Genomic DNA, 20962 nt, shown 5'->3' on the forward strand with positions numbered 1-20962 from the left:
GTATCTATTTCTCCGGTCGCGACCCGGGAGGTAGGAGTATGGCCAGGCACCGTTTCGAGGACAACGACAACGACGAGAAGTGGGGCGGCCCCGAACTCGCCGAGAAGGTCGACCACGAGCCGCAACGGCACAACGAAGACCGCAGGTCCCGCAGACGCCAGCCCGAAGAAGAGCCGAGCCATCCGCAGCAGGGGTGAAACGGCCGGAGGCGGCGTGACCGGAGGGGGCACAACGGTCACGCCGCCGGCAGGGCCACCACAGGCCCGCCCGGCCAGGCGGGGCGATGACCATGGCGTGTGACGGCGGATTTACCGTCAGAACCGCACAGTTCCAGCTACCCGGGCGCCGTCGTGGGCAAACCTGTGTTTCGCACGGCGACCACCGGGGGTACCGCCTTTCCATGAGTGTTGTCGTGCTGGGACAGGTTGCCCGTGATCTCGTGCTTCGCGTGCCGGAGGTGTCCGGAGCCGGGGAGTCCGCGACCGTCCGGGAACGACTCGAAATGCTCGGCGGCAAGGGGGCGAACCAGGCCGTCGCACTGGCGCAGCTGGGAGTGGACGTCTCGCTCGTGGGCGTGGTCGGCGACGATCGGACCGGGGAATGCCTTGTGGCGCAGGCCGGAAGCGACGGGATCGACGTCTCCCACGTGGTGCGCCGCTCCGGCACCGAGACCGCGTTGCTGGTCGACGTCCTCGAAAACTCGGGCCAGTGGCGCTACCTCGAACACGTTCCCGGCCCGACGCTCGTGTCCGAGCGGGACGTGTTCGCCGCCTCGGAGAAGATCCGGCGGGCGCGTGCCGTGCTCATCCAGCTGCAGGAACCGCCGGAGACCGCGTTGCAGGCGGCCCGGATCGCGCGGACCGCGGGCGTCCGCGTCATCCTCGACGGTGCCCCCAGCGGGCTGAAGACGGAACTGCTGGCGTGCGCCGACGTGTTGCGCGCCGACCGGCGTGAGGCGGAAATGCTGGCGGGCAAGGAGATCCGGTCGGTGGAGGACGCCGTGGCGGCCGGCCGAACGCTCGTCGACCGGGGGCCTTCGCTGGTGGTGCTCGACGCGGCCGGAGAGGGCAACGTGTTCGTGACGCGTTCCGGGCACGAGTTCCTGCCGCTGCCCGACGTGGAGGTGGTCGACACCACCGGCGGCGGCGACGCGCTCATCGCCGCGCTCACGTTCGCGCTGGTGACGGGAGAGCCGGTGCCGGTGGCCGCCCGGATGGCTGTCGCGGCGTCGGCCAGGACGGTGCAGCACGCGGGTGGTCGCCCACAGTTGTCCCGGGCCGCACTCTCCGAATACGTCTGATCGAGTGTTTGCCACGTCACATTAGGGGCATCCCCGATCATGCTGACGTCTGCCTCCACAGGCACCCCGAGGACCGCGCCGCGGCTGCGCATCCCACCCGACCAGACGGCGCCCCCGGTGCCCTGCGAGCAGTGCGGCTACACGGCGCTGCACGTGGGCCGCGTGGTGGACGCCAACGACCGGGTCCTGGCCACCGTGCTCGTCTGTACCCGCTGCAACGCCCGCACGCCGTTCTAGGCCATCAGCTCCCGGCTGGCGACTTCGGCCGCGCCGAGCTCCTGGCTCAGCTGCATCGTGAGGTTCTGCGCCCGCGCCAAGGCCGACGCCGCGTCGAACACCGAGCGCGTGATCGCGTCGAACTCGCGCTGCGGGAGGTCGCCGGCGCACATCCGCCGCTCCAGCCACGCCCCCAGTTCCGGCAGGCTGCGGCCGACGTTCTCCGTCAGCAGGCGCAGCGACGCGAGCACCTCGGACACCTCCGCCGCGCTGCCGAGCCCGCCCCCGCCATCCAGGCCCGAAGCCTGCCGGTAGAGGTTGCGCGTCGCTTCCTGAGCGCGCGCGGCGAACGTGGTGGCGGCGGCCTCGGTCCCGCCGTCCGGCGATGCGTCCATGTCGAAGTTCCTTCGTCGGCGAGGGTTCTTCAAGCCGTACCCCCGGCCGTGACGGCCAAACGAAGTTTCGCCGGAATCTCGCCGGGAACCCGCCGGGCAAGAACCCCCGGCGCGATGGATTTCCCATGACTCCCAGCGAACTCCAGCGCGACGTCCGGCAGCTCGCGGACCGGCTCGTCGCGGTCGTCACCGACTCCGATCATCGTGCGCTCTCCGCGCTCGTGCTCCGGCTGCTGTCCCCGCAGTCCCCGGACCGGCGGCTGTTTCCACCGCTGCTGGCGGAACTCACCGCCGAGACCGCCGAGCACATCCGCGCGCTGGCCGGCCCAGGGTGCTCCGAGGACTTCTTCACCGTCGACCTCTTCGGGGACGACGAAGCCGGTGTCGAGGTGGACGAACTGGCGCCGCCGCTGCGCGCGACGCTGCGGGCCGTACTCGCCGAACTGCACGACGACTCCGAGAACGCCTTGGTGCAACTGGATTTCGTGGCGCAGGACCCCAACCCGCTCGGCCGCCTCGACGCGCTGCTGCACCTCGCCACGTGGGTGAGCGAGCTGCGCTGAACCCGTACTCTCGGAACCGGAACCGAACGGAAGGGGACGGTACGTGAGCACCCGGTGGTGGCGCGACGCGGCCATCTACCAGATCTACATCCGGAGCCTGACCGACGGCAGCGGCGACGGGATCGGCGACCTCGCCGGGATCCGGAAACGCCTGCCGTACCTACGAGATCTCGGCGTCGACGCCGTGTGGATCACCCCGTGGTACCCCTCGCCGTTGGCGGACGGCGGGTACGACGTGGCCGACTACCGCGACATCGACCCGCTGTTCGGCACCCTCGCCGAAGCCGAGGCGCTGATCGCCGAAGCACACGAGCTGGGGCTGCGGCTGATCGTCGACCTGGTGCCCAACCACACCTCCGTGCGGCACCGGTGGTTCCGCGCCGCGCTCGAAGCGGGGCCGGGCTCACCCGAACGGCAGCGGTACATCTTCCGCCAGGGCAAGGCTCCCGGCGTGCCGCCCAACGACTGGCGCAGCGTGTTCGGCGGCCCGGCGTGGACGCAGGTGCCCGACGGCGAGTGGTACCTGCACCTGTTCGACGCCTCGCAGCCGGACCTGAACTGGGACCTGCCGGAGGTGCGCGCGGAGTTCGAAGACGTGCTGCGGTTCTGGCTGGACCGCGGCGTGGACGGGTTTCGCATCGACGTCGCGCACGGCCTGGTCAAGCACCCCGAGCTGCCGGACCTTGGCGTGGATCACGAGAACCTGGTCGAGCCGCCGGACCGGACCAACCACCCGCACTGGGACCGCGACGAGGTGCACGAGATCTACCGCTCGTGGCGCCGGGTCACGGAGTCCTACGGCGAGGACCGGATCTTCGTCGCGGAGGCGTGGGTGTCGCGGCCGGACCGGCTGGCGAACTACGTCCGGCCGGACGAGCTGCACACGGCGTTCAACTTCGACTTCCTGCGCTGTGCCTGGGATCCCGGTGCGCTGCGCGAGGTGATCGATTCGAGCATCGCCGCGGTGAGCGCCGTCGGTGCGCCGACCACGTGGGTACTGTCCAATCACGACGTCGTGCGGCACGTGACCCGTTATGGGGATGGGGATCTCGAACTCGGCAGGCGCCGGGCGCGGGCCGCGCTGCTGCTCATGCACGCGCTGCCGGGCAGCGTCTACCACTACCAGGGCGAGGAACTGGGGCTCGAAGAGGTGCTGGACCTGCCGGAGGAGGTGCTGCAGGACCCGACATGGGAACGGTCAGGGCACACCAGGCGTGGCCGGGACGGCCGCCGGGTTCCCTTGCCGTGGCAGGGAAACGAGCCGCCGTTCGGCTTCGGGCCGGGCGGCTCCTGGCTGCCGCAGCCGGAGCACTGGCGTGCGCTCACCGTAGCGGCGCAGGAGGCCGACGAGAACTCGATGCTGCACCTCTACCGCGAGGCGCTGCACCTGAGGCGCGACCACCCGGCGCTCGGTGACGGCGAACTGTCCTGGTTGGACTCTCCGGAGGACGTGCTGCTGTTCCGCCGCGAGCCGGGCCTGGTGTGCGCGGTGAACCTCGGCACCAGCCCGTTCCCGTTGCCGCCACACGAGCGGGTCCTGTTGTCGAGCGAACCACTGCCGAACGGCAAACTCCCGACCGACGCGGCGGTGTGGCTGGCCTAACCCAGGTGCTGCCGCAGCTGCTGGCAGGCGTCCTCGCAGCTGCGGCACGCCTCGGCGCATTCCGCGCAGTGCCGGTGGTGCTCGGCGTGCCGCTCGCACTCCTCCGCGCACGCCCGGCACGCCTGCTCGCACACCGCGAGCAGCTGCCGCGTCACGCCGAGCGCGTCGCCGCGGCGGGACAGGATCCGCACGGTCACCTCGCACACGTCGGCGCAGTCGAGGTCGGTGCGGATGCAGTCGCGCATCGCCGCGGGGTCGGACTCCGCCAGGCACGCGTCCGCGCAGGCCGTGCACGCCTGGGCGCACGTCAGGCACTCCTGGATGGCCGCCGCGATGGCCTCGGGGTCGACGCCGCCAAGGTCGGCGGGGTGGCTTTCGAGCATCGCCAGTGCTTTCGTCATGCCTCGCGCGTACCCCCGCGGGGGTGGGAGAAACCACGTTTCCCCCGCTACCACCAGGGAATCTCCCGACGGTGTCCGCACGCGACGAGCTGCAAGCAGCAGCGAAGAAGAACTTCGGCTGGGACCAGCTGCTCCCCGACCAGCGCAAGGCGATGGAGCAGCTGCTCGACGGCCGTGACGTGCTCGTCGTGATGCCCACGGGCTCCGGCAAGTCCGCGATCTACCAGGTGCCCGCGCTGCTGCGCCCGGGGCCGACGCTGGTGGTGTCGCCGCTGACCGCGTTGCAACGCGACCAGGTCACGCAGATCGCCGAGAGCGACGCACCGGAGGCGGTGGCGGTGAATTCCGCCCAGCCGAACCGCGAAAGCAAGGACGCCTGGGAGTCGATCAGAGAAGGCGACGCCGAGTACCTGTTCCTCTCCCCCGAACAGCTGGCGAAGGAAGAGGTGCTGCGGCGGCTCGACGAGATCCGGCCGAGCCTGTTCGTCGTCGACGAGGCGCACTGCGTTTCCGCGTGGGGACACGACTTCCGACCCGACTACCTGCGGCTGAGCCCGGTGATCGAGCGCCTCGGGCACCCGCCGGTGCTCGCGCTGACCGCCACCGCCGGCGGCCCGGTGCGCGAGGACATCGTGACGCACCTGGGCATGCACGACCCGGTGCAGGTGATCACCGGCTTCGACCGGCCGAACCTCTACCTGGCCGCCCAGTGGTTCGCCACCGACGAGGAGAAGCAGCAGGCCATCCTGGACTGGGTCGCGGAGGAGCCGAAGCCCGGCCTCGTCTACACCGCCACCCGTAAGGACGCCGAGCGCTACGCCGAAGCCATCGGCCCGTCCGCCGCCGCCTACCACGCGGGCATGAAGGCCGGTGACCGCAAGGAAGTGCACGAACGGTTCCTCGCCGACGAAGTCGAGGTGGTGGTCGCCACGTCGGCGTTCGGCATGGGCATCGACAAGCCGAACGTCCGCTTCGTCGCGCACGCCTCGATCCCGGAGTCGCTCGACTCGTACTACCAGCAGATCGGCCGCGCCGGGCGTGACGGCGAACCCGCGCGGGCGATGCTGTTCTATCGCCCCGAAGACCTTGGCTTGCAACGGTTTCTGACCGCCCGCCGGCTGGACGAGGAGGGCGTGCGCGAGGTCGCCGACGCGGTGCGCGACCACGACGGGCCGATGACGCCGCACGACGTCGACGACGAGGTGGACCAGTCCCACCGGCGCGCGATGAACAACCTGAACCTGCTGGAACAGGCCGACGTCGTCGAGGTACGCGACGGCGAGTTCGACTACCGCGACGACGCGCCCGAGGACCCGGCGGAAGAGGTCGCCGAGGTCGCGGAGAAGCAGAAGCAACTGGACCGGACGCGGCTGGAGGTCATGCGCCAGTACGCGGAAACCCAGTCGTGCCGCCGCCAGTTCCTGCTCGGCTACTTCGGAGAGACGCTCGAAGAACCGTGCGGGCACTGCGACACGTGTGACGCGGGCACGGCCGCCGAACAGGCGCAGTTCGCCGACGCGGAGTTCCCGCCGGACTCGAAGGTCCGCCACCGTGAGTGGGGGCCGGGGCGCGTCGTTCACCGGGAAGCGGACCGCCTGACGGTGTTGTTCGACGACGGCGGTTACCGCACGCTGTCACTCAAGGCCGTCGAGGAGGAGGACCTGCTGACGCAGGAAGGTTGAGCGCGCCGGCCCGGCCGTGGGTTAAGGCGCGTACGCCCCGAGGCCGAACAGCTCGAACAACCGCTGCCGTGTGCCGTCGCGGGCCGTGAGCACGCGGCGGGTGCGCGGGCGGCCGCCGGTGGACGGGTAGCGCAGCACCGTCTCCCCGATGCCCGCCAGCTGGTCCAGCAGTTCGCGCACGGACAGGTCGAGCCCCGCGCGGTCGGCCTCCCGCCGCATGACGTGGGTGACCGCCGTCGCGAGCACGCTCACCAGCGAGTGCACGGCGATGCGGTGCTCGCTCCAGTCCCACCGCGGCGCGGGCGCGGCGACGAACGGACCGTTGAGCATCCGGACCGTCGAGTCGAGGTGGTAGCGCGCCCGGTACGCGGTGACGACGTCGACGACCGGCCAGTCGTGGTCGGTCACCAGCAGCTGCTTGCCGAAGAACTCCTCGTCGAGCCGGGCGCGGGCGGCCTCGTCGATGCGGTACTCCAGCCGCAGCTCACCCGGGGTACCGCCGCTGAGCCGGGCACTCAGCACGCGGTCCACCCACCGCACCCGCGTGATCCGCGCGATGTCGGTGAGCAGCTGTTCGCGCGGCCGCCGGTTGGTGCCCGCGGCCAGCGCGAGCGCCAGCCCGTCGAGTTGCCGCGTCGCGCTGCTCAGCGCCTGCGCGAACCCCCGCGCCTGCGTCGCGTGCAACCGGGCGGAGTGCGTCAGCACGACCCGCCGCCGCGTGCCGAACACCTGCGTCCGCGTGTCGAGCGCGGTGAGACCCGGGAACCGCTCCACCGGCCTGCGGCTCGAAGCGGGCCGCGCCAGCAGGTCCGGGAAGTCCGCGAGCGGGAGCGCCCCGACGAAGTGCAGTCCGGAGTCGAGGTCGAGCTGCGCGTGCTGGCCGGTGTCGAACACGACCGTCACCTCACCCGCCTGCCGCGTGCCGAGCCGGTCGACCGCCACGCCGAACGGCTCCACCCCCGGCCCGCCCCGCAGGTACACCCGCGAAACGAGCGGGATCGCGCCGTCCAGCGTCACGAGCGCGCTGAGCCCGGCGAGCGTCGCGTCGGCGGTGTCGGACTCGGCGTACATCGCGAAGTTCGGCACGTCCAGGGCCAGCGTGACGGCCTCGCGGGGAATCCTCGCTGCGACAGCGTCTTCGATACGCTCCAGCTGCTGCGGCGTGAGCCGCCGGGTCACGCGCCAGAACTCTTCGTCCCGCACCGCGTCGGCCGGCAGGCGCGGTCGCACGAAGCGGGCCGCCGCCGCGCCCTTCCACCACTCCGCGAGCGGCAGGCACGACGCGGTCGCCCGGTGCAGGACGGCCAGCACGAGGTACGTGGCGACCTGCGCCCGGCGCGGGGTCAGCACCTCCTCGATCGCCTGCCGCACCTGGAGCCGCTCCAGGGTGGACCAGACCGCAGCGACGTCACCGAACGCGAGGTGCCGCGTCGATTCGGGCATTCCGCCCCCACCGTCGAGTGCCGCGGCCACGTCCTCGGCGGAACCGAGGTAGCGCTGCGAGACGATGCGGGGCTTGCCGTCCACCCGTTCGGACTCCGCGAGGTAGTAGTAGGTCCGCCCGTTGATCCGCTTGCCCACGATCGACGCCACACTTTAGGTAATACCGCTCCGCGCGCCCGCCGGCAACGCGAGCAGCGGCACTGAGCTGCGGAAACCTCCCGCCCGCGACGGCGCCCGGAAGAGATCACCGAAGCGGTCGTGGAGTTGCTTCGCCCGGCGGATCTACGTTGGCGTCATGGCTTCTCCCGAACCGCAGGACCGCCCCACCGCCTCCGCGATGCGCCGGGCCCTCGCCCGCGCGCGGGACGGCAAGACGCTCGACCTCGCCGAGACGACCGTGCTGCTGCACGCCCGGGACGAAGACCTGGCGACGCTGTCCGGGTACGCGTCGCGGGTCCGCGACGCCGGGCTCGCCGCGGTCGGCCGCGAGGGGATCATCACCTACAGCCGCAAGGTGTTCATCCCGCTGACCCGGCTGTGCCGGGACCGGTGCGGCTACTGCACTTTCGCCACCGTCCCGGGCAAGGTGGACGCTCCGTTCCTGTCCCCGGACGAGGTGCTGAAGATCGCGCGCGATGGCGCCGCGATGGGCTGCAAGGAAGCCCTGTTCACCCTCGGCGACCGGCCGGAGGACCGCTGGAAGGCCGCCCGCGAGTGGCTCGACGCGCACGGCTACGACGACACGCTCTCGTACGTGCGGGCGATGGCGATCCTGGTGCTGGAGGAGACCGGGCTGCTGCCGCACCTCAACCCGGGTGTCATGACGTGGCAGGACCTGCAGCGCCTCAAGCCCGTCGCGCCGTCGATGGGCATGATGCTGGAGACCACCGCGACCCGGTTGTGGAGCGAGCGCGGCGGCCCGCACTACGGCTCGCCCGACAAGGACCCGGCCGTGCGGCTGCGCGTGCTCGAAGACGCCGGGCGCAGCTCGGTCCCGTTCACCACCGGCATCCTCATCGGGATCGGGGAGAACTACTCCGAGCGCGCGGACGCGTTGTTCGCGATCCGCAAGGCGGCGCGGACGTACGGCGGCATCCAGGAAGTCATCGTGCAGAACTTCCGCGCGAAGCCGGACACGAAGATGCGCGCCACGCCCGACGCTGACCTGCAGGAGCTGGCGGCGACGATCGCCGTGGCGCGGCTGGTGTTCGGGCCGAAGATGCGGCTGCAGGCGCCGCCGAACCTGATCGGCAGCCAGTACGAGCTGATGGTCAAGGCGGGGATCGACGACTGGGGCGGGGTGTCGCCGCTGACGCCGGACCACGTCAACCCCGAGCGCGCGTGGCCGCAGATCGACGAGCTGGCCCGGCAGACCTCCGCCGCCGGGTACGAGCTGCGGGAGCGGCTCACCATCTACCCGGAGTACGTCCTCGCCGGGGAGCCGTGGCTGGACCCGCGGGTGGCCGGGCACGTGGCGGCGCTCGCGGACCCGGAGACGGGTCTGGCGAAGGACGTCAACCCCGAGGGCAGGCCGTGGCAGGAGCCGGACGGCGGCTGGCAGCAGCAGGGCCGGACCGAGCTGCACGTCGAGGTCGACACCGTGGGCCGCACGGGCGACCGGCGCAGCGACTTCGACTCGGTGTACGGCGACTGGAACGAGCTGGCCAAGCAGGTGCCGGGCGCACCGGCACGGATGGACTCCGATATCGCGGCAGCCTTGCGGCGCGCGGAAAAGGACCCCTCCGGACTGTCTGATGAGGACGCTCTGGCGCTGCTGCACGCGGACGGCGCGGAGCTGGACGCGCTCGCGGAGCTGGCCGACGGCCTGCGCCGGGACGCGGTCGGCGACGACGTGACGTTCGTGGTGACGCGGAACATCAACTTCACCAACGTCTGCTACACCGGCTGCCGGTTCTGCGCGTTCGCGCAGCGGCGGACGGACGCCGACGCGTACACGCTTTCGCTGTCGCAGGTCGGCGACCGCGTCGACCAGGCGTGGGAGGCCGGGGCGACGGAGATCTGCATGCAGGGCGGGATCCATCCGGACATGCCCGGCACGGCGTACTTCGACCTGGCGGCCGAGGTGAAGCGGCGGCAGCCGGACATCCACCTGCACTCGTACAGCCCGATGGAGGTCGTCAACGGCGCGTCGCGGACCAATCTGTCCATTCGGGACTGGCTGACGCGCGCCCACGAGTCCGGTGTGGACTCCCTGCCGGGCACCGCGGCGGAGATCCTCGACGACGACGTGCGGTGGGTGCTGACGAAGGGCAAGCTGCCGACGTCGAGCTGGGTCGAGGTGATCAGCACCGCGCACTCGCTGGGCATCCCGACGACGTCGACGATGATGTACGGCCACGTCGACACGCCGGCGCACTGGGTGGGGCACATCAAGCTGATCGCGCAACTGCAGCGCCAGTCGCTCGAACGCAACGGGCGGCGGGGGTTCACGGAGTTCGTGCTGCTGCCGTTCATCCACCAGAACGCGCCGATCTACCTCGCGGGACTCGCGCGCCCGGGCACCACGGTGCGGGAGAACCGGGCGGTGCACGCGCTGGCGCGGATCCTGCTGCACGGGCTGATCGACAACATCCAGTGCTCGTGGGTGAAGCTCGGCGAGGACACGTGCCGGGCGGTGCTGCGGGGCGGGGTGAACGACCTCGGCGGCACGCTGATGGAGGAGACCATCAGCCGTATGGCGGGCGCGAACAACGGCTCGTACAAGACGATCAGTGAGCTGGAGGCCATGGTCGAGCCGCTGGGCCGCCCACTCGTGCAGCGAACGACGTCGTACGGCCGCCCCTCGCCGGAGCGCGTCGCGGCGGCGCGCCTGAGCGACGGTGTCGCCCAGGCGGTGCGCAACCCGCTGCCGCTCCTCACCTGAGCCACCCCCGGCCGGTCACCCTCCGTGCACGCGAACAACAGGGTCCTTCGGCCCTGGTGGACGGGACCGGCTTCGGCGAAAGTAAGGACATCAGGAATTTCTCGGTCATGCCGGTCGCACTGACCCGGGAAAGGCCGGGGCGGCGACTCCCACACCTCCCCGCTACCCCGGCCATCCTGATAGCACCCGAGCAGCGCGAAGCACGTCCCCGTACCGCGTGTACAACGCGGCCAGCCCGAACCGCAGAACTTCGGGCTGCCGGAAGTCGCAGATGACGTCCTGTGCCGTCAGCATGGCCAGCGCCTCCCTGGCGCCCGGCCACCTGACGGACACCTGGTTGCCCCGGCGCGCCGGGGCCCTGGGGGTCAGCACCTCCACCCCAGGCACCAGCTCGTCCAGGCAACGCAGGAAGAACTCGCCCAGCGCGAGGGCCTTCGCCCGCACCTGGCCGACAGTCACGTCCCCCCACACGTCGAGCGCCGCGTCCAGCGCGAGCATCGACAGGATGTCGGGCGTGCCCGCACGTGCCCGGCTGATTCCGGCGCGCCCGGCGTACCCCTCGTCCATCGCGAACGGGTCCGCGTGCCCGGCCCAGCCCGTCAGCGGCTGGTCGAACGCCTCCTGCCACCGCGCCGGCACGTAGCTGAACGCGGGGGCGCCCGGGCCGCCGTTGAGGAACTTGTACGTGCAGCCGACCGCCAGGTCCACGCCGGCGGCGTCCAGCTCGACCGGCACCGCGCCGACGCTGTGGCAGAGGTCCCACACCGCGAGCGCCCCGGCCGCGTGCAGTGCTTCGGTGATGCCGGTCAGGTCGTGCAGCTCCCCCGTCCGGTAGTCGACGTGGTTGACCAGCGCGAACGCCGTCCGTTCCGACACCGCCCCCGGCATCTCGCCCGGCGCGACGCGGCGGACGACGTGCCCGGTCAGCCGGGCGGCGCTGTCCGCCACGTAACCGTCGGTGGGGAACGTCGTGCCGTCCACCAGGATCTCCTGGCGCCCGGGGTTCAGCCGCGTGGCGGCGACCAGCAGCTTGAACAGGTTGACGCTCGTGGAGTCGCCCACCACCACCTGGCCGGGCGCCGAGCCGACGAGCGGTGCGATCCGGTCGCCGATCCGCTCCGGTGCGTCCCACCAGCCTTCGTCCCAAGAACGGATCAGTCGCCGGGCCCACTGCTCGCGCACGACCTCTTCGAGCCGTCTGGCTACCGAGCGTGGCGGGGCACCCAGTGAATTCCCGTCGAGGTAAGCCACTTGCGGGTCGAGGTCGAACTCCGCCCGCTTGCTCGCCAGCGGGTCGCGAGCGTCCAGCTCGGCCGCCTCCTGCCCCAACGACATGCAGTTCCTTCCCGTCGGCGAAAGTTGGCCGCGATTCCGGATCCTCTGGCCGCGAATCGCTACCTTCCTGTGTCCTCGCTCACATAGAGTGGCGGCCATTCGCCGCCATCCGTGTCGCACACCAGGAGGCCAACGGTGACCAGCCAGTCGTCGGTCGCGGACCGGGCCAAGGGCCAGACCATCGCCAAGCTACTGCGCCGCAACGCCGGCGAGTACGGGGACCTGCCCGCGCTGACCTCGCTCGACGCCGAAGGCGAGCCGACGCTGACCTGGGCGCAGGTGCGGCACGAGGTGGCCGTGCTCTCCCGCGGCCTCGCCGACCTGGGGCTCGGCCGGGGCGACCGCATGTTGATCATGGCGCCCAGCTGCCCCGAACACCTGCTCGTGGACCTCGCCGCCGTGCACGCCGGCGCGCTCCCGTGCACCGCGTACGCCACGCTCAGCCCGGACCAGATCCGGTACGTGGCCCGGCACAGTGCGGCGCCGGTCGTGGTGCTGCACGGCGTGAACGAGCTGAAGCGGTGGGAACAGGTGCTCGACGACCTGCCCGCGCTGCGGCACGTCGTGTTGGTCGACGCCGAAGCCGCCCCGCCCGGCGACGACCGGTTCGTCAGCCTCGCGGAGGTGCGGCGCCGGGGCGAGGAGCTGCATGAGGCCGATCCGGACGCGTTCGAGCGGGCGACCGACGCCATCCAGCCGTCCGATCCGCTGGCGATGATCTACACGTCGGGCACGACGGGGCAGCCGAAGGGCGTGGTGCTCACGCACGCGAACGCCGTGCACGAGTCGTACGCGATGTGCGAGGTGCACGGCATGACCGGGCCCGTCACGAACATCGCGTACCTGCCGCTGGCGCACATCGCCGAGCGGGAGGTGTCGATCTACCTGCCGATCACGCTCGCCGGGCACGTCCACACCCTCGCCGACCCGAGCGGCATCATCGGCGCGCTCGGCCGCGTGCACCCGAAGGGCTTCTTCGCCGTGCCGCGGGTGTGGGAAAAGATGGTCGCGGGCCTGAAGAACATGCTGGCGAGCGTCCCCGAGGAGCGGCGCACGGCGTTGTTGCAGGCGAACGAGCTGTTGCAGCGGGGCTACAAGCTGCGGGACGCCGGCCGGGAGGTGCCGGCCGAGCTGGCGGAGCAGATCGCCGAGACCGACCGGACCGTGCTCGCCCCGATCCGCCAGATGCTGGGCCTCGACCAGCTGATCTTCTGCGGCAGCGGGGCGGCGGCGCTGCCGGTGGAGGTGCTGTACTTCATCGCCGGGCTGGGGGTGGAGATCCACGAGGTGTGGGGCCTCTCGGAGACGACGGGTGCGGTCACGTCGAACTCCGCCGCGGCCTTCCGTGCGGGCACCGTCGGCCGGGCGGTGGGGGACACCGAGATCAAGGTCGCCGAGGACGGCGAGCTGCTGGTCCGCGGTTCGCTGGTGTTCGCCGGCTACCTGCGGGAGGACGGCAGCGTGCAGCCCGCCGTCGACGACGAAGGCTGGTACGCGACGGGCGACATCGGCACGATCGACGAGGACGGCTTCGTCCGGATCACCGACCGCAAGAAGGAACTGATCATCACCTCGGGCGGCAAGAACATCGCGCCCACCCGCATCGAGGGCCTACTCAAGGAGCACCCGCTGGTCGGCCAGGCGGTGGCGATCGGCAACGACCGCCCCTACGTCACCGCGTTGATCGTCCTGGACGACGAAATCCTGCCCGGCTGGGCGGCGGCGCAGGGCATCGAGTTCACGGACGTCGCCACGATGGCGGGCCACCCGGCCGTCCGCGAGGAGATCGAGCGCGCGGTGAAGTCGGCGAACAGCAGGTTGGCAAGGGTGGAGCAGATCAAGCGGTACCAGGTGATCAGCACCCCATGGACCCCGGAGTCGGGTGAGCTGACCCCCACGCTGAAGCTCAAGCGCCGGATCATCAACGACAAGTACGACAAGGAGATTGAAGCCTTGTACGCGGGCTGACAAGGGGCAGATCGGCAAGTCGGATTGTCAACAACAAGACAATCGGAAACCAGGCGGATCCGACAACCGGACGACTGGACAACTGGACAACCCGGCACCTGAACAACCCGGCGCTCCGACAACCCGGCACCCCGCACCCGGCACCCGGCACCCGGCACCCGGCACCCGGCACCCGGCACCCGGCACCCGGACAACCCAACCATCGGACGCCCAACAACCCCCAAGCCCCCAACACCCCGCAACGACACAAGGAAAAAGGCCCTCCGCCCGGTCCTCCCCCGTCCCCGATACAAAGCCGTCATTAACGGTCGGCGCGCCGTGTCAAGGGTGAGGCGAAGCCTCATCGCGAAGCGACGCCGAAGGCGCCCTTGACGCGGCGTGACGACCGTTAAACAATTAGCGATCGGGGCGGAAGAGGGCCGATGGTGACCACCACCTCCCGCGCGCAGCGCGGCCCCCCACACCGCCCCCTCAAGCACTCCGCAACGGCGACGACGTCGACTCCGTCCATTTCCGCAGCCGGGGCGGCACCCGCTTCTCCAGCCCGTACGGCTCCAGGTGCGCGCTGAACACCTCGTCGAACGCGCGCCGCACCGTCTCCGTGTCCCAGGTCTGCCGCTCCAGGATCGGCGCCTTCAGATACGGCTGGCCGATGATGTGCAGCTGCGGGCCGTTGCACCGCACCAGCTGTCCCGTGATGCCTTCCGCGTCGTCGGAGAGCAGGAACAGCACGAGGGGCGCGATGCGGGACGGCGTGCGGTCCGGCGGGCAGTTCCGCAGGGAGCGCTCCGACTTCCAGACCATCCGCGTGTGGGCGAGCGGGCAGACGGCGTTGACGCGGATGCCGACCTCCTCCAGGTCCAGTGCCCACGAATACGTCAGCGACGCGACCGCACCCTTGCTCGCCGAGTACACGCCGAGTTTCCGCTGCCCCAACGAGGCACCCGACGAAATGTTGACAATCGCACCGCCGGTGCCCTGGGCGACCATCTCCTTGATCGCCGCGATGCCGGTGTACATCACCCCCAGGACGTTGACCTCCACCAGCTCGCGGATCTGCTCGGGCTCCTCCTGCCACGGCAGCGCCTCGTAGTTCAACGCCGCGTTGTTGACGAGACCGTCGATGGAGCCGAACTCGTCGACGCACAACCGGACCAGTTCCGCGGCCTGGGCTGGATCGGTCACGGTGTGCGAGCTCGCCACGGCGCGGCCGCCGTGCTCCCGGATGTTGGCGGCGGTTCGTTCCGCCGGTTCGGCGTCGACGTCGTTGACGACCACCTTCGCCCCCGCCTGGGCGAGGTGCACGGCGAACGCCTCACCCAGCCCGCGGCCGGCTCCTGTCACCACCACGGCGCGGTCCCGCAGGCCCGCCAACTGCATGTTCATGTTCCTCGCTCCCCACTGGCCAGCCCCGACGCAGCCCGTTCCGCGGGCTCCCACTGACCCTGGTACCAGTGTTCGCCGCCACCACTCGGACGACACCTGGACGACGACGAGCGGTCTGCCCACTGCGCCGAACGAGTGAGCGATGACCAGCGGCGCATACTCTCCGACCGGTCAGCGCGCCGGATCGGGTGCTCCGTTCGTCGTAATCCGAAGGTCGGTGATTACGCCCGGTTGGCGCCAATGGCGGATACCGTCTTGCTGTGACTGTTCGCCTCCGGGCTGTAAGCGGCATACTGGCCGTGGTCTTTCCTGTCCCTTGGGTGAGTGCCCGGTTCCCGCACCCCACGGCGGACGACAAACTGTGTGAACGTTGTAGCGTTCACCCGATCAGGGGGGAGCTGGCAGGATGGTGAGGGCCCACGCCAGGCCACGCATGAGCTCCGTGCTGGCCAACCGGGAGTTCCGCACCGTCTGGCTGGCCGAAGCTCAGTCCACCATCGGGGACCAGCTCACGATCGTCGCGCTGGCGTTGCTGGTCTACCACCGCACGGGCTCGGCGCTGCTGTCGGCCATGGCCTACGCCCTCACGTTCCTGCCCGCGCTCGCCGGCGGCCTCGGCCTCGCCCAGCTCGCCGACCGCTACCCCCGCCGCACCGTACTGGCCGCCTCGGCCGCGATTCAGGCCGTCCTCGTGGGCGTGATGGCCGTGCCCGGCATGCCGCTGGTGCCGCTGTGCGTGCTGGTCGTGTTCGCGCGGCTCGCGGGCGGCCCGTCCAATGCGGCGCAGAACGCGCTGACGCGGGAGATCTTCGCCGACGACGAGCTGTACCTGCGCAGCCAGGACATCCGCGGCATCACCACCAACACGGCGATGCTGCTGGGCCTGGCCGGCGGCGGGTTCCTCGTCACCACGGCGGGCCCTTCGTGGGCGCTGGCCATCGACGCCGCCACCTTCGCCGTCAGTGCGCTGGCGCTGCACCGGTGGGTGACCAAGCGCCCGGCGGCCGACAACGGTGCGGGCTCGTGGTTCGGGGCGATCCGCTGGGTCGCGGCCCAGCACCGGCTGCGCGTGCTGCTGGGCCTGTCGTGGCTCGTGGGCCTCGCGGTGATCCCGGAGGGCCTCGTCGCCCCGCTCGCGCGCGAGATCGGCGCGCCGGACCAGGCGGTCGGCTGGCTGCTCGCGGCCGACCCGCTCGGCTTCGTGGTCGGCGTGTTCCTCATGTCCCGCTACGTGTCGGCGGAGACGCGCAGGAGGGCGCTCGGGGTGCTCGCCATCGTGCCGACGGCGATCCTGCTGGTGTTCTCCCTGAAGCCGGACCTGGTGCTGGCGCTGGTCGCCCTCGCGGCCGCGGGTGCGGCCGGGGCGTACATCGTCACGGTGGGCGCCTCGTTCCTGACGTGGGTGCCCAACGAGCTCCGGGGCGGTGCCGGGGGTGTGTACCGGACCGGGCTGAGGGTGGCCCAGGGCGTGGGCGTCGCGGTGGGCGGCGCCTTGGCCGAATGGGCGGGTTCGGCCACCACCGCGATCACGATCGCGGGTGCGGCGGGGGTCCTGCTCGGAATCCCGCTCGCGGTGTCCTGGACACGGCTGCAGGGGGGTACGACGGAAGCAGCCGGCGCGTCATGAGCGAGCACGCGGCCGGGCCGCATCAGAAGTCACGGTTCGACACGACCGGTCACCTCCAGTATTTGCGGGGGAAACAAACGCGAAGTGACGCAGTCGGATCAGAAGTCACGGTTCGACACGAAGAACACCTCTCCCACACCACGCAGCAGCGAAACAAACGGGTTTTACGGCAGCACCATCAGAAGTCACGGTTCGCCACGGCCGGCTACCTCCACACTTCCCGAGCAACACAAACGAGCACGCAGAACTCCCCCCACTCAGAAGTCGCGGTTCGTCAAGAAGAACACCTCCAATCGGTGCTCGCATCCGGCGCAGCGACGCACCACTGTGGACGAGGTCCTCGCCGACACGGTGCGTCGTATGCGGTGGGATGATACCTGTTGAAGAGAAAGCACCCGGCGTCTCTCCGGGCACAGCAAAGTTACCCCGCCGCAGTACCGTCCGTCGAGAGAGGTGATCCAGTGCCCGCTTCACCCTCCCGGCCCGGATCGCCCACGGTGGCCGGGCAAACGCCCCCGGCGAGCACCGGCGGTGACGGCGCGGCCGCTTCCGCACCGGGCCGATCAGCGGGCAACCGCCCCCAGTCGGGAACGCTGCGTGATTCCCCGAGCACTCGCCGCTCTTTCAAACCGCAATATTGGGCGTTGTGGCGGCGCCCCAAACGATTCATCGCTTTCCTCGTCGTAGCGGAAGTCGCCGCCATTGGGTGGTTCGTCCACGTAATCCTGGACATGGCGGCACCGACCCACCTCGATTTGCTGCGGTTCGCGATTCTGACCGCGGGCGCCACCGTGCACATCCAGATGACGCGGCGACAGGAGGAACGGCGCAGAAATCGCGTCCGCACGGTCCTGATCGACCTGACCGCGGTGTGGGTGTTTCCCGCCGCGATTATTCTTCCATCGCCGCTGACGCTCGTGCTCGTGCTGCTGATCCGGGTTCAACACTGGTTCGTCGCGCGGCGCCCGGCGCACAACTTCGTGTTCTCGTCCATCACGCACATGCTCGCCGCGACGGTGGCGCACCAGGTGTTCGTGACGCTCGGCGGGCAGCAGTGGATGTCGCTGACGGTGACCTCGTCCTTCGGCGAGTTCGGGAAGCTCGTGTTCGTCGGGCTGGTCTACGAGGCCGTGCAGATCCTGTACGTCGGGAGCATTCTCAGCCTGTCGGCGAAGTCGCGGCCGACCGTGCGCAGCGTCCTGGGCAGCAAGGCGGACAACCTGCTGGAGGCCATCACGATCGGCCTCGGCGCGGTCACCGCGATCCTGCTCGTGATCCTGCCGCCGACAGTGGCGATCATGGCCGTCGTGACGGTGGTGTTCAACCGCCTCGCGGAGCTGGACCAGCTGCAGGACGACGTGCGCACCGACCCGAAGACGCAGGTCTACAACATGCGCGGGTGGACGGAGTCGGCCGAGCGCGCGCTGACGAGGGCCGGGAAGTCGGACGACAACCTGGGCGTCCTGATGATCGACCTCGACCACTTCAAGTGGATCAACGACACCTACGGCCACCCCGCCGGTGACGACGTGCTCCGCAACCTCGCCCAGCTGCTGGACGAGGTGACGCGCCCGAGCGACGTCGTGGGCCGCTTCGGCGGCGAGGAGTTCCTCGTGCTGCTGCCCGAGACCGACCAGGCGGCGGCCACCGGCGCGGCGGAGCGGATCCGGTCCTCGGTGGCGGAGCTGCGGATCGTCACCACGGACAAGCGCGGCGACCAGATCACCGTGTCCGGCCGGACGGCGTCGATCGGTGTCGCGGTGTTCCCGGACCACGGCGACTCGCTGGAGAAGCTGATGCAGGCCGCGGACGCCGCGGTGTACGAGGCGAAGGAGGGCGGGCGGAACCAGGTCCGGCTCGCCGAGCACCGGCCCCACCGCCCCGCTTCGGCGGGCGCCTGAGCGAGCCACTGCCGAAACGGCCACTAAGGTGGGCCACCGATCCGGGGGCTACCCCGGTGTCCGAACGCCGCCGATCCTGTCACCCTGGAGCTCATGATCGCCCCAGCCGAGACCCCGCGCCTGCGACGGCGCCTGTCGACCTCGGCCTGGCTGCTGGTGCTCACCCTGGCCCTGCTGGGCTTCGGGTTCGTCTCGTCCCGCCCGTCCGCGCCGCCGGACACCGGGCCGCCCACCGGCGGTGCCGCCGCGGCGCAGCGCGCCATCGAGGCGCTGACCCACCCCGGCGCCGAGCCCACCGCACTCAGCCTGCTGCCCGCCGACTTCACCCAGGTGACGGGCGTCGTGCCCGGCTCGCTGCCGGCGCGTGACGGCACCGTCCGCGCCGTGCACGTCGACGGCGGCTGCTCCACGCCGTGGGGTGACGACAACACGAAGTGGGACTACGCCGTGCCGTGCAAGGCGCACGACCTGGGCTATGACCTGCTGCGCTACGCCGACAAGGTGGGCCACCCGCTCGCCCCGGCGGTCCGCGAGTCCCTCGACGCCCGCCTGTCGGCCGACATGCACAACGCGTGCCGGATCAACCCGATGGACTCGCCGCGCACCTGTCAGTTCGTCGCTTCCGTGTACTCCGCGGGGCTCGTCGTGAACTCGTGGCACCAGCGGTGGGGTCCTCCCGTCGGTGACCCGATCGGCCCGATGCTCGCGGGTGTCGCGGTGATCGGCTGCCTGCTGGTGTTCCGGTTGCGGGGCTGGCTCACCGCCCGCCGCACGCGCCCCGCGCGAACGGCGCCCGCACCCGTGCCCGCCCCGGCCTCGGGCTGGGTGACGCTCGGCGTGACGAGCCTGGTGCTGCTGATCGCCGGGGAGTCGGTGCTCCAGCTGGCCCGCTGGGCGGGCGCCGACGACGCGTGGCTGTGGCCGTTCACGTGGCTCGCCCAGCTCGCGCCGGTGTTCTACTTCGCGGGCGGCCGCGCGAACGCTGCGGGCTGGCAGGCCGTGCGCGACGGCGGTGGCGGCTACCGCCAGTACCTCGCGCACCGGGCGAGCTGGCTCCTGCGGCCGGCGCTGGTCTTCGTGGTGGTCACGCTCGTCGTGCCGCTCGCGCTGGAGCTGCTGGGCATCCCCGCGAGCACGAACGCGACGATCGTGCGCGTCGCGCTGCACCCGTTGTGGCTGCTGGCCCTCTACCTGCTGACCCTCGTCGTCGCACCGGTCATGCTCGCGCTGCACCGCCGCGTGCCGAGGTCCACGGTGTCGGGGCTGCTGGCGTTCGTGGTGCTGGCCGAGCTCGGCGGGAGCTGGCTCGGCTCGAAGATCCCGCACTACGCGGCAGCGTTCGGCCTGGCGCTGCTCGCACAGCAGGTCGCCTTCGGACGCCCCCTCGCCGCGCGGCGCCGGTGGCTGCTGGCGGGTGTGCTGGCCGGACTGGCCGGGCTCGTGCTGCTGACCACCGTCGGCGGGGTGTCGCCGAACCTCCTCGGCGCACCGGGCGCTCCGCCCGCGCTGGCCGCTCCGGCGCTGCCGGTGCTGCTGCTCGGCGTCGCGCAGCTGTGCCTGCTCGGGCTGTCGTCGCGCCCGTTGAACCGGCTCACCGCCCAGCCCGTGGTCTCGGTCGTGGTCCGGTTGGCCCTGCGTGCCCCGATGAGCCTGTACCTGGTGTTCCTCGCGGCCGTGCTGCTGCTGGTGACGGTGGTGTACCTGCCGTCGCCGCCCACCGATGCCCTCGCGTGGCTCGCCCGGCCGCGCACGCTCATGGCGCTGGGACTGCTCACCGTGCCCGCCGGCGCCGTGTTCTGGTGGTTCGAGCGGCACGGCGACGGGTCGGTCCCGCTCGCCCCGGCCACCCCGACGGGCTGGCTCGCGCACGCGGCCACGGCCCTGGGCACGCTGTTCGCGACGATCGGCCTGTTCGGCTTCGCACTGACCCAGTTCGGCGGCGACACCGGCGAGACGATGCTGGGGCTGCCGCTCGACCCCATCCAGAACCTCATCCAGCTGCTGCTCGGCGTCTTCCTCCTGCACGCCGTCCGCACCGGGGTCAGCGCGGCCACGAGCACGTGGGTCGTGACGGCCGTGGCCTGCGTCCCGGCGCTGCTGGAGGCGGCCGACGGGTTCGACGGTGACACCGTGACGGTGCTGGTCCACGGCCTGACAGCGGTCTTCGCGCTGACCGCCGCGGGCAGTACCCTGCTGTCCCCCCGGACGGTGGTGGAGAACACGTAAGAGGGTGTGCTGAACCACTTTCACTGATCAAT

The 20962-nt window shown here is 71.0% G+C and carries 16 protein-coding genes; 11 read left to right on the top strand and 5 right to left on the bottom strand.

Translation table 11 applies throughout. The features are described from left to right. Positions 1-38: 38 nt before the first annotated feature. From FHX82_RS07170 to FHX82_RS07180, 3 genes are all read left to right on the top strand, one after another. Positions 39-197: a hypothetical protein gene (locus tag FHX82_RS07170; RefSeq protein ID WP_183176505.1), complete on the top strand. Its 159-nt coding sequence runs from the start codon at positions 39-41 to the stop codon at positions 195-197. A gap of 203 nt (positions 198-400) precedes the next feature. Continuing rightward, positions 401-1300, top strand: a complete 900-nt coding sequence (locus FHX82_RS07175; RefSeq protein WP_145937420.1) for a PfkB family carbohydrate kinase — start codon at positions 401-403, stop codon at positions 1298-1300. A 39-nt stretch (positions 1301-1339) separates the two neighbouring features. Beyond that, a complete protein-coding gene (locus tag FHX82_RS07180) occupies positions 1340-1537 on the top strand; it encodes a hypothetical protein (protein ID WP_145937421.1) in 198 nt (65 codons plus the stop codon). On the opposite strand, the gene FHX82_RS07185 is transcribed toward FHX82_RS07180, so the two are convergent. Continuing rightward, positions 1534-1911, bottom strand: a complete 378-nt coding sequence (locus tag FHX82_RS07185) for a hypothetical protein (RefSeq protein WP_145937422.1) — start codon at positions 1909-1911, stop codon at positions 1534-1536. The genes FHX82_RS07180 and FHX82_RS07185 overlap by 4 nt on opposite strands. A 125-nt stretch (positions 1912-2036) precedes the next feature. On the opposite strand from FHX82_RS07185, the gene FHX82_RS07190 reads away from it, so the two are divergent. Continuing rightward, on the top strand, positions 2037-2474 hold the full coding sequence (locus FHX82_RS07190; protein WP_145937423.1) for a hypothetical protein: 438 nt from the start codon (positions 2037-2039) through the stop codon (positions 2472-2474). Positions 2475-2517: 43 nt separating this feature from the next. Next, positions 2518-4077, top strand: coding sequence for a glycoside hydrolase family 13 protein (locus tag FHX82_RS07195; RefSeq protein ID WP_145937424.1), 1560 nt, complete (start codon positions 2518-2520; stop codon positions 4075-4077). Here FHX82_RS07195 and FHX82_RS07200 read toward each other — a convergent pair. Further along, positions 4074-4478, bottom strand: a complete 405-nt coding sequence (locus FHX82_RS07200) for a four-helix bundle copper-binding protein (RefSeq protein WP_145937425.1) — start codon at positions 4476-4478, stop codon at positions 4074-4076. The two genes, FHX82_RS07195 and FHX82_RS07200, sit on opposite strands and share 4 nt — an antisense overlap. 71 nt (positions 4479-4549) lie before the next feature. On the opposite strand from FHX82_RS07200, the gene FHX82_RS07205 reads away from it, so the two are divergent. Further along, positions 4550-6160 (top strand): RecQ family ATP-dependent DNA helicase, encoded by a 1611-nt coding sequence (locus FHX82_RS07205; RefSeq protein WP_145937426.1) that lies wholly within the window; start codon positions 4550-4552, stop codon positions 6158-6160. 21 nt (positions 6161-6181) lie between these two features. On the opposite strand, the gene FHX82_RS07210 is transcribed toward FHX82_RS07205, so the two are convergent. Then, positions 6182-7753, bottom strand: coding sequence for an IS1634 family transposase (locus tag FHX82_RS07210; RefSeq protein WP_145937427.1), 1572 nt, complete (start codon positions 7751-7753; stop codon positions 6182-6184). A gap of 145 nt (positions 7754-7898) precedes the next feature. Here FHX82_RS07210 and FHX82_RS07215 point away from each other — a divergent pair, with 145 nt between their 5' ends. Continuing rightward, positions 7899-10487 (top strand): bifunctional FO biosynthesis protein CofGH, encoded by a 2589-nt coding sequence (locus FHX82_RS07215; protein WP_145937428.1) that lies wholly within the window; start codon positions 7899-7901, stop codon positions 10485-10487. A gap of 162 nt (positions 10488-10649) precedes the next feature. Here FHX82_RS07215 and kynU read toward each other — a convergent pair whose 3' ends face one another. Then, positions 10650-11822 (bottom strand): kynureninase, encoded by a 1173-nt coding sequence (gene kynU / locus FHX82_RS07220; RefSeq protein ID WP_145937429.1) that lies wholly within the window; start codon positions 11820-11822, stop codon positions 10650-10652. A gap of 135 nt (positions 11823-11957) precedes the next feature. Between kynU and FHX82_RS07225 the strand changes: the two genes are divergently transcribed. Then, on the top strand, positions 11958-13790 hold the full coding sequence (locus FHX82_RS07225; RefSeq protein ID WP_145937430.1) for an AMP-dependent synthetase/ligase: 1833 nt from the start codon (positions 11958-11960) through the stop codon (positions 13788-13790). Between the two features lie 471 nt (positions 13791-14261). Here the strand turns inward: FHX82_RS07225 and FHX82_RS07230 are convergent, their stop codons facing one another. Further along, positions 14262-15176, bottom strand: coding sequence for an SDR family NAD(P)-dependent oxidoreductase (locus tag FHX82_RS07230; protein ID WP_145939320.1), 915 nt, complete (start codon positions 15174-15176; stop codon positions 14262-14264). A gap of 433 nt (positions 15177-15609) precedes the next feature. Here FHX82_RS07230 and FHX82_RS07235 point away from each other — a divergent pair, with 433 nt between their 5' ends. The 3 genes from FHX82_RS07235 (at position 15610) to FHX82_RS07245 (ending at position 20930) form a co-directional block, all read left to right on the top strand. Then, positions 15610-16803 (top strand): MFS transporter, encoded by a 1194-nt coding sequence (locus FHX82_RS07235; protein ID WP_145939319.1) that lies wholly within the window; start codon positions 15610-15612, stop codon positions 16801-16803. Positions 16804-17447: 644 nt separating this feature from the next. Continuing rightward, a complete protein-coding gene (locus tag FHX82_RS07240) occupies positions 17448-18704 on the top strand; it encodes a GGDEF domain-containing protein (protein WP_145939318.1) in 1257 nt (418 codons plus the stop codon). Positions 18705-18797: 93 nt separating this feature from the next. Further along, positions 18798-20930, top strand: coding sequence for a phospholipase A2 (locus FHX82_RS07245; RefSeq protein ID WP_145939317.1), 2133 nt, complete (start codon positions 18798-18800; stop codon positions 20928-20930). Positions 20931-20962: the final 32 nt, after the last annotated feature.

This window comes from Amycolatopsis bartoniae (assembly GCF_014191255.1).
GTDB classification, from domain to species: Bacteria; Actinomycetota; Actinomycetes; order Mycobacteriales; family Pseudonocardiaceae; genus Amycolatopsis_E; species Amycolatopsis_E bartoniae.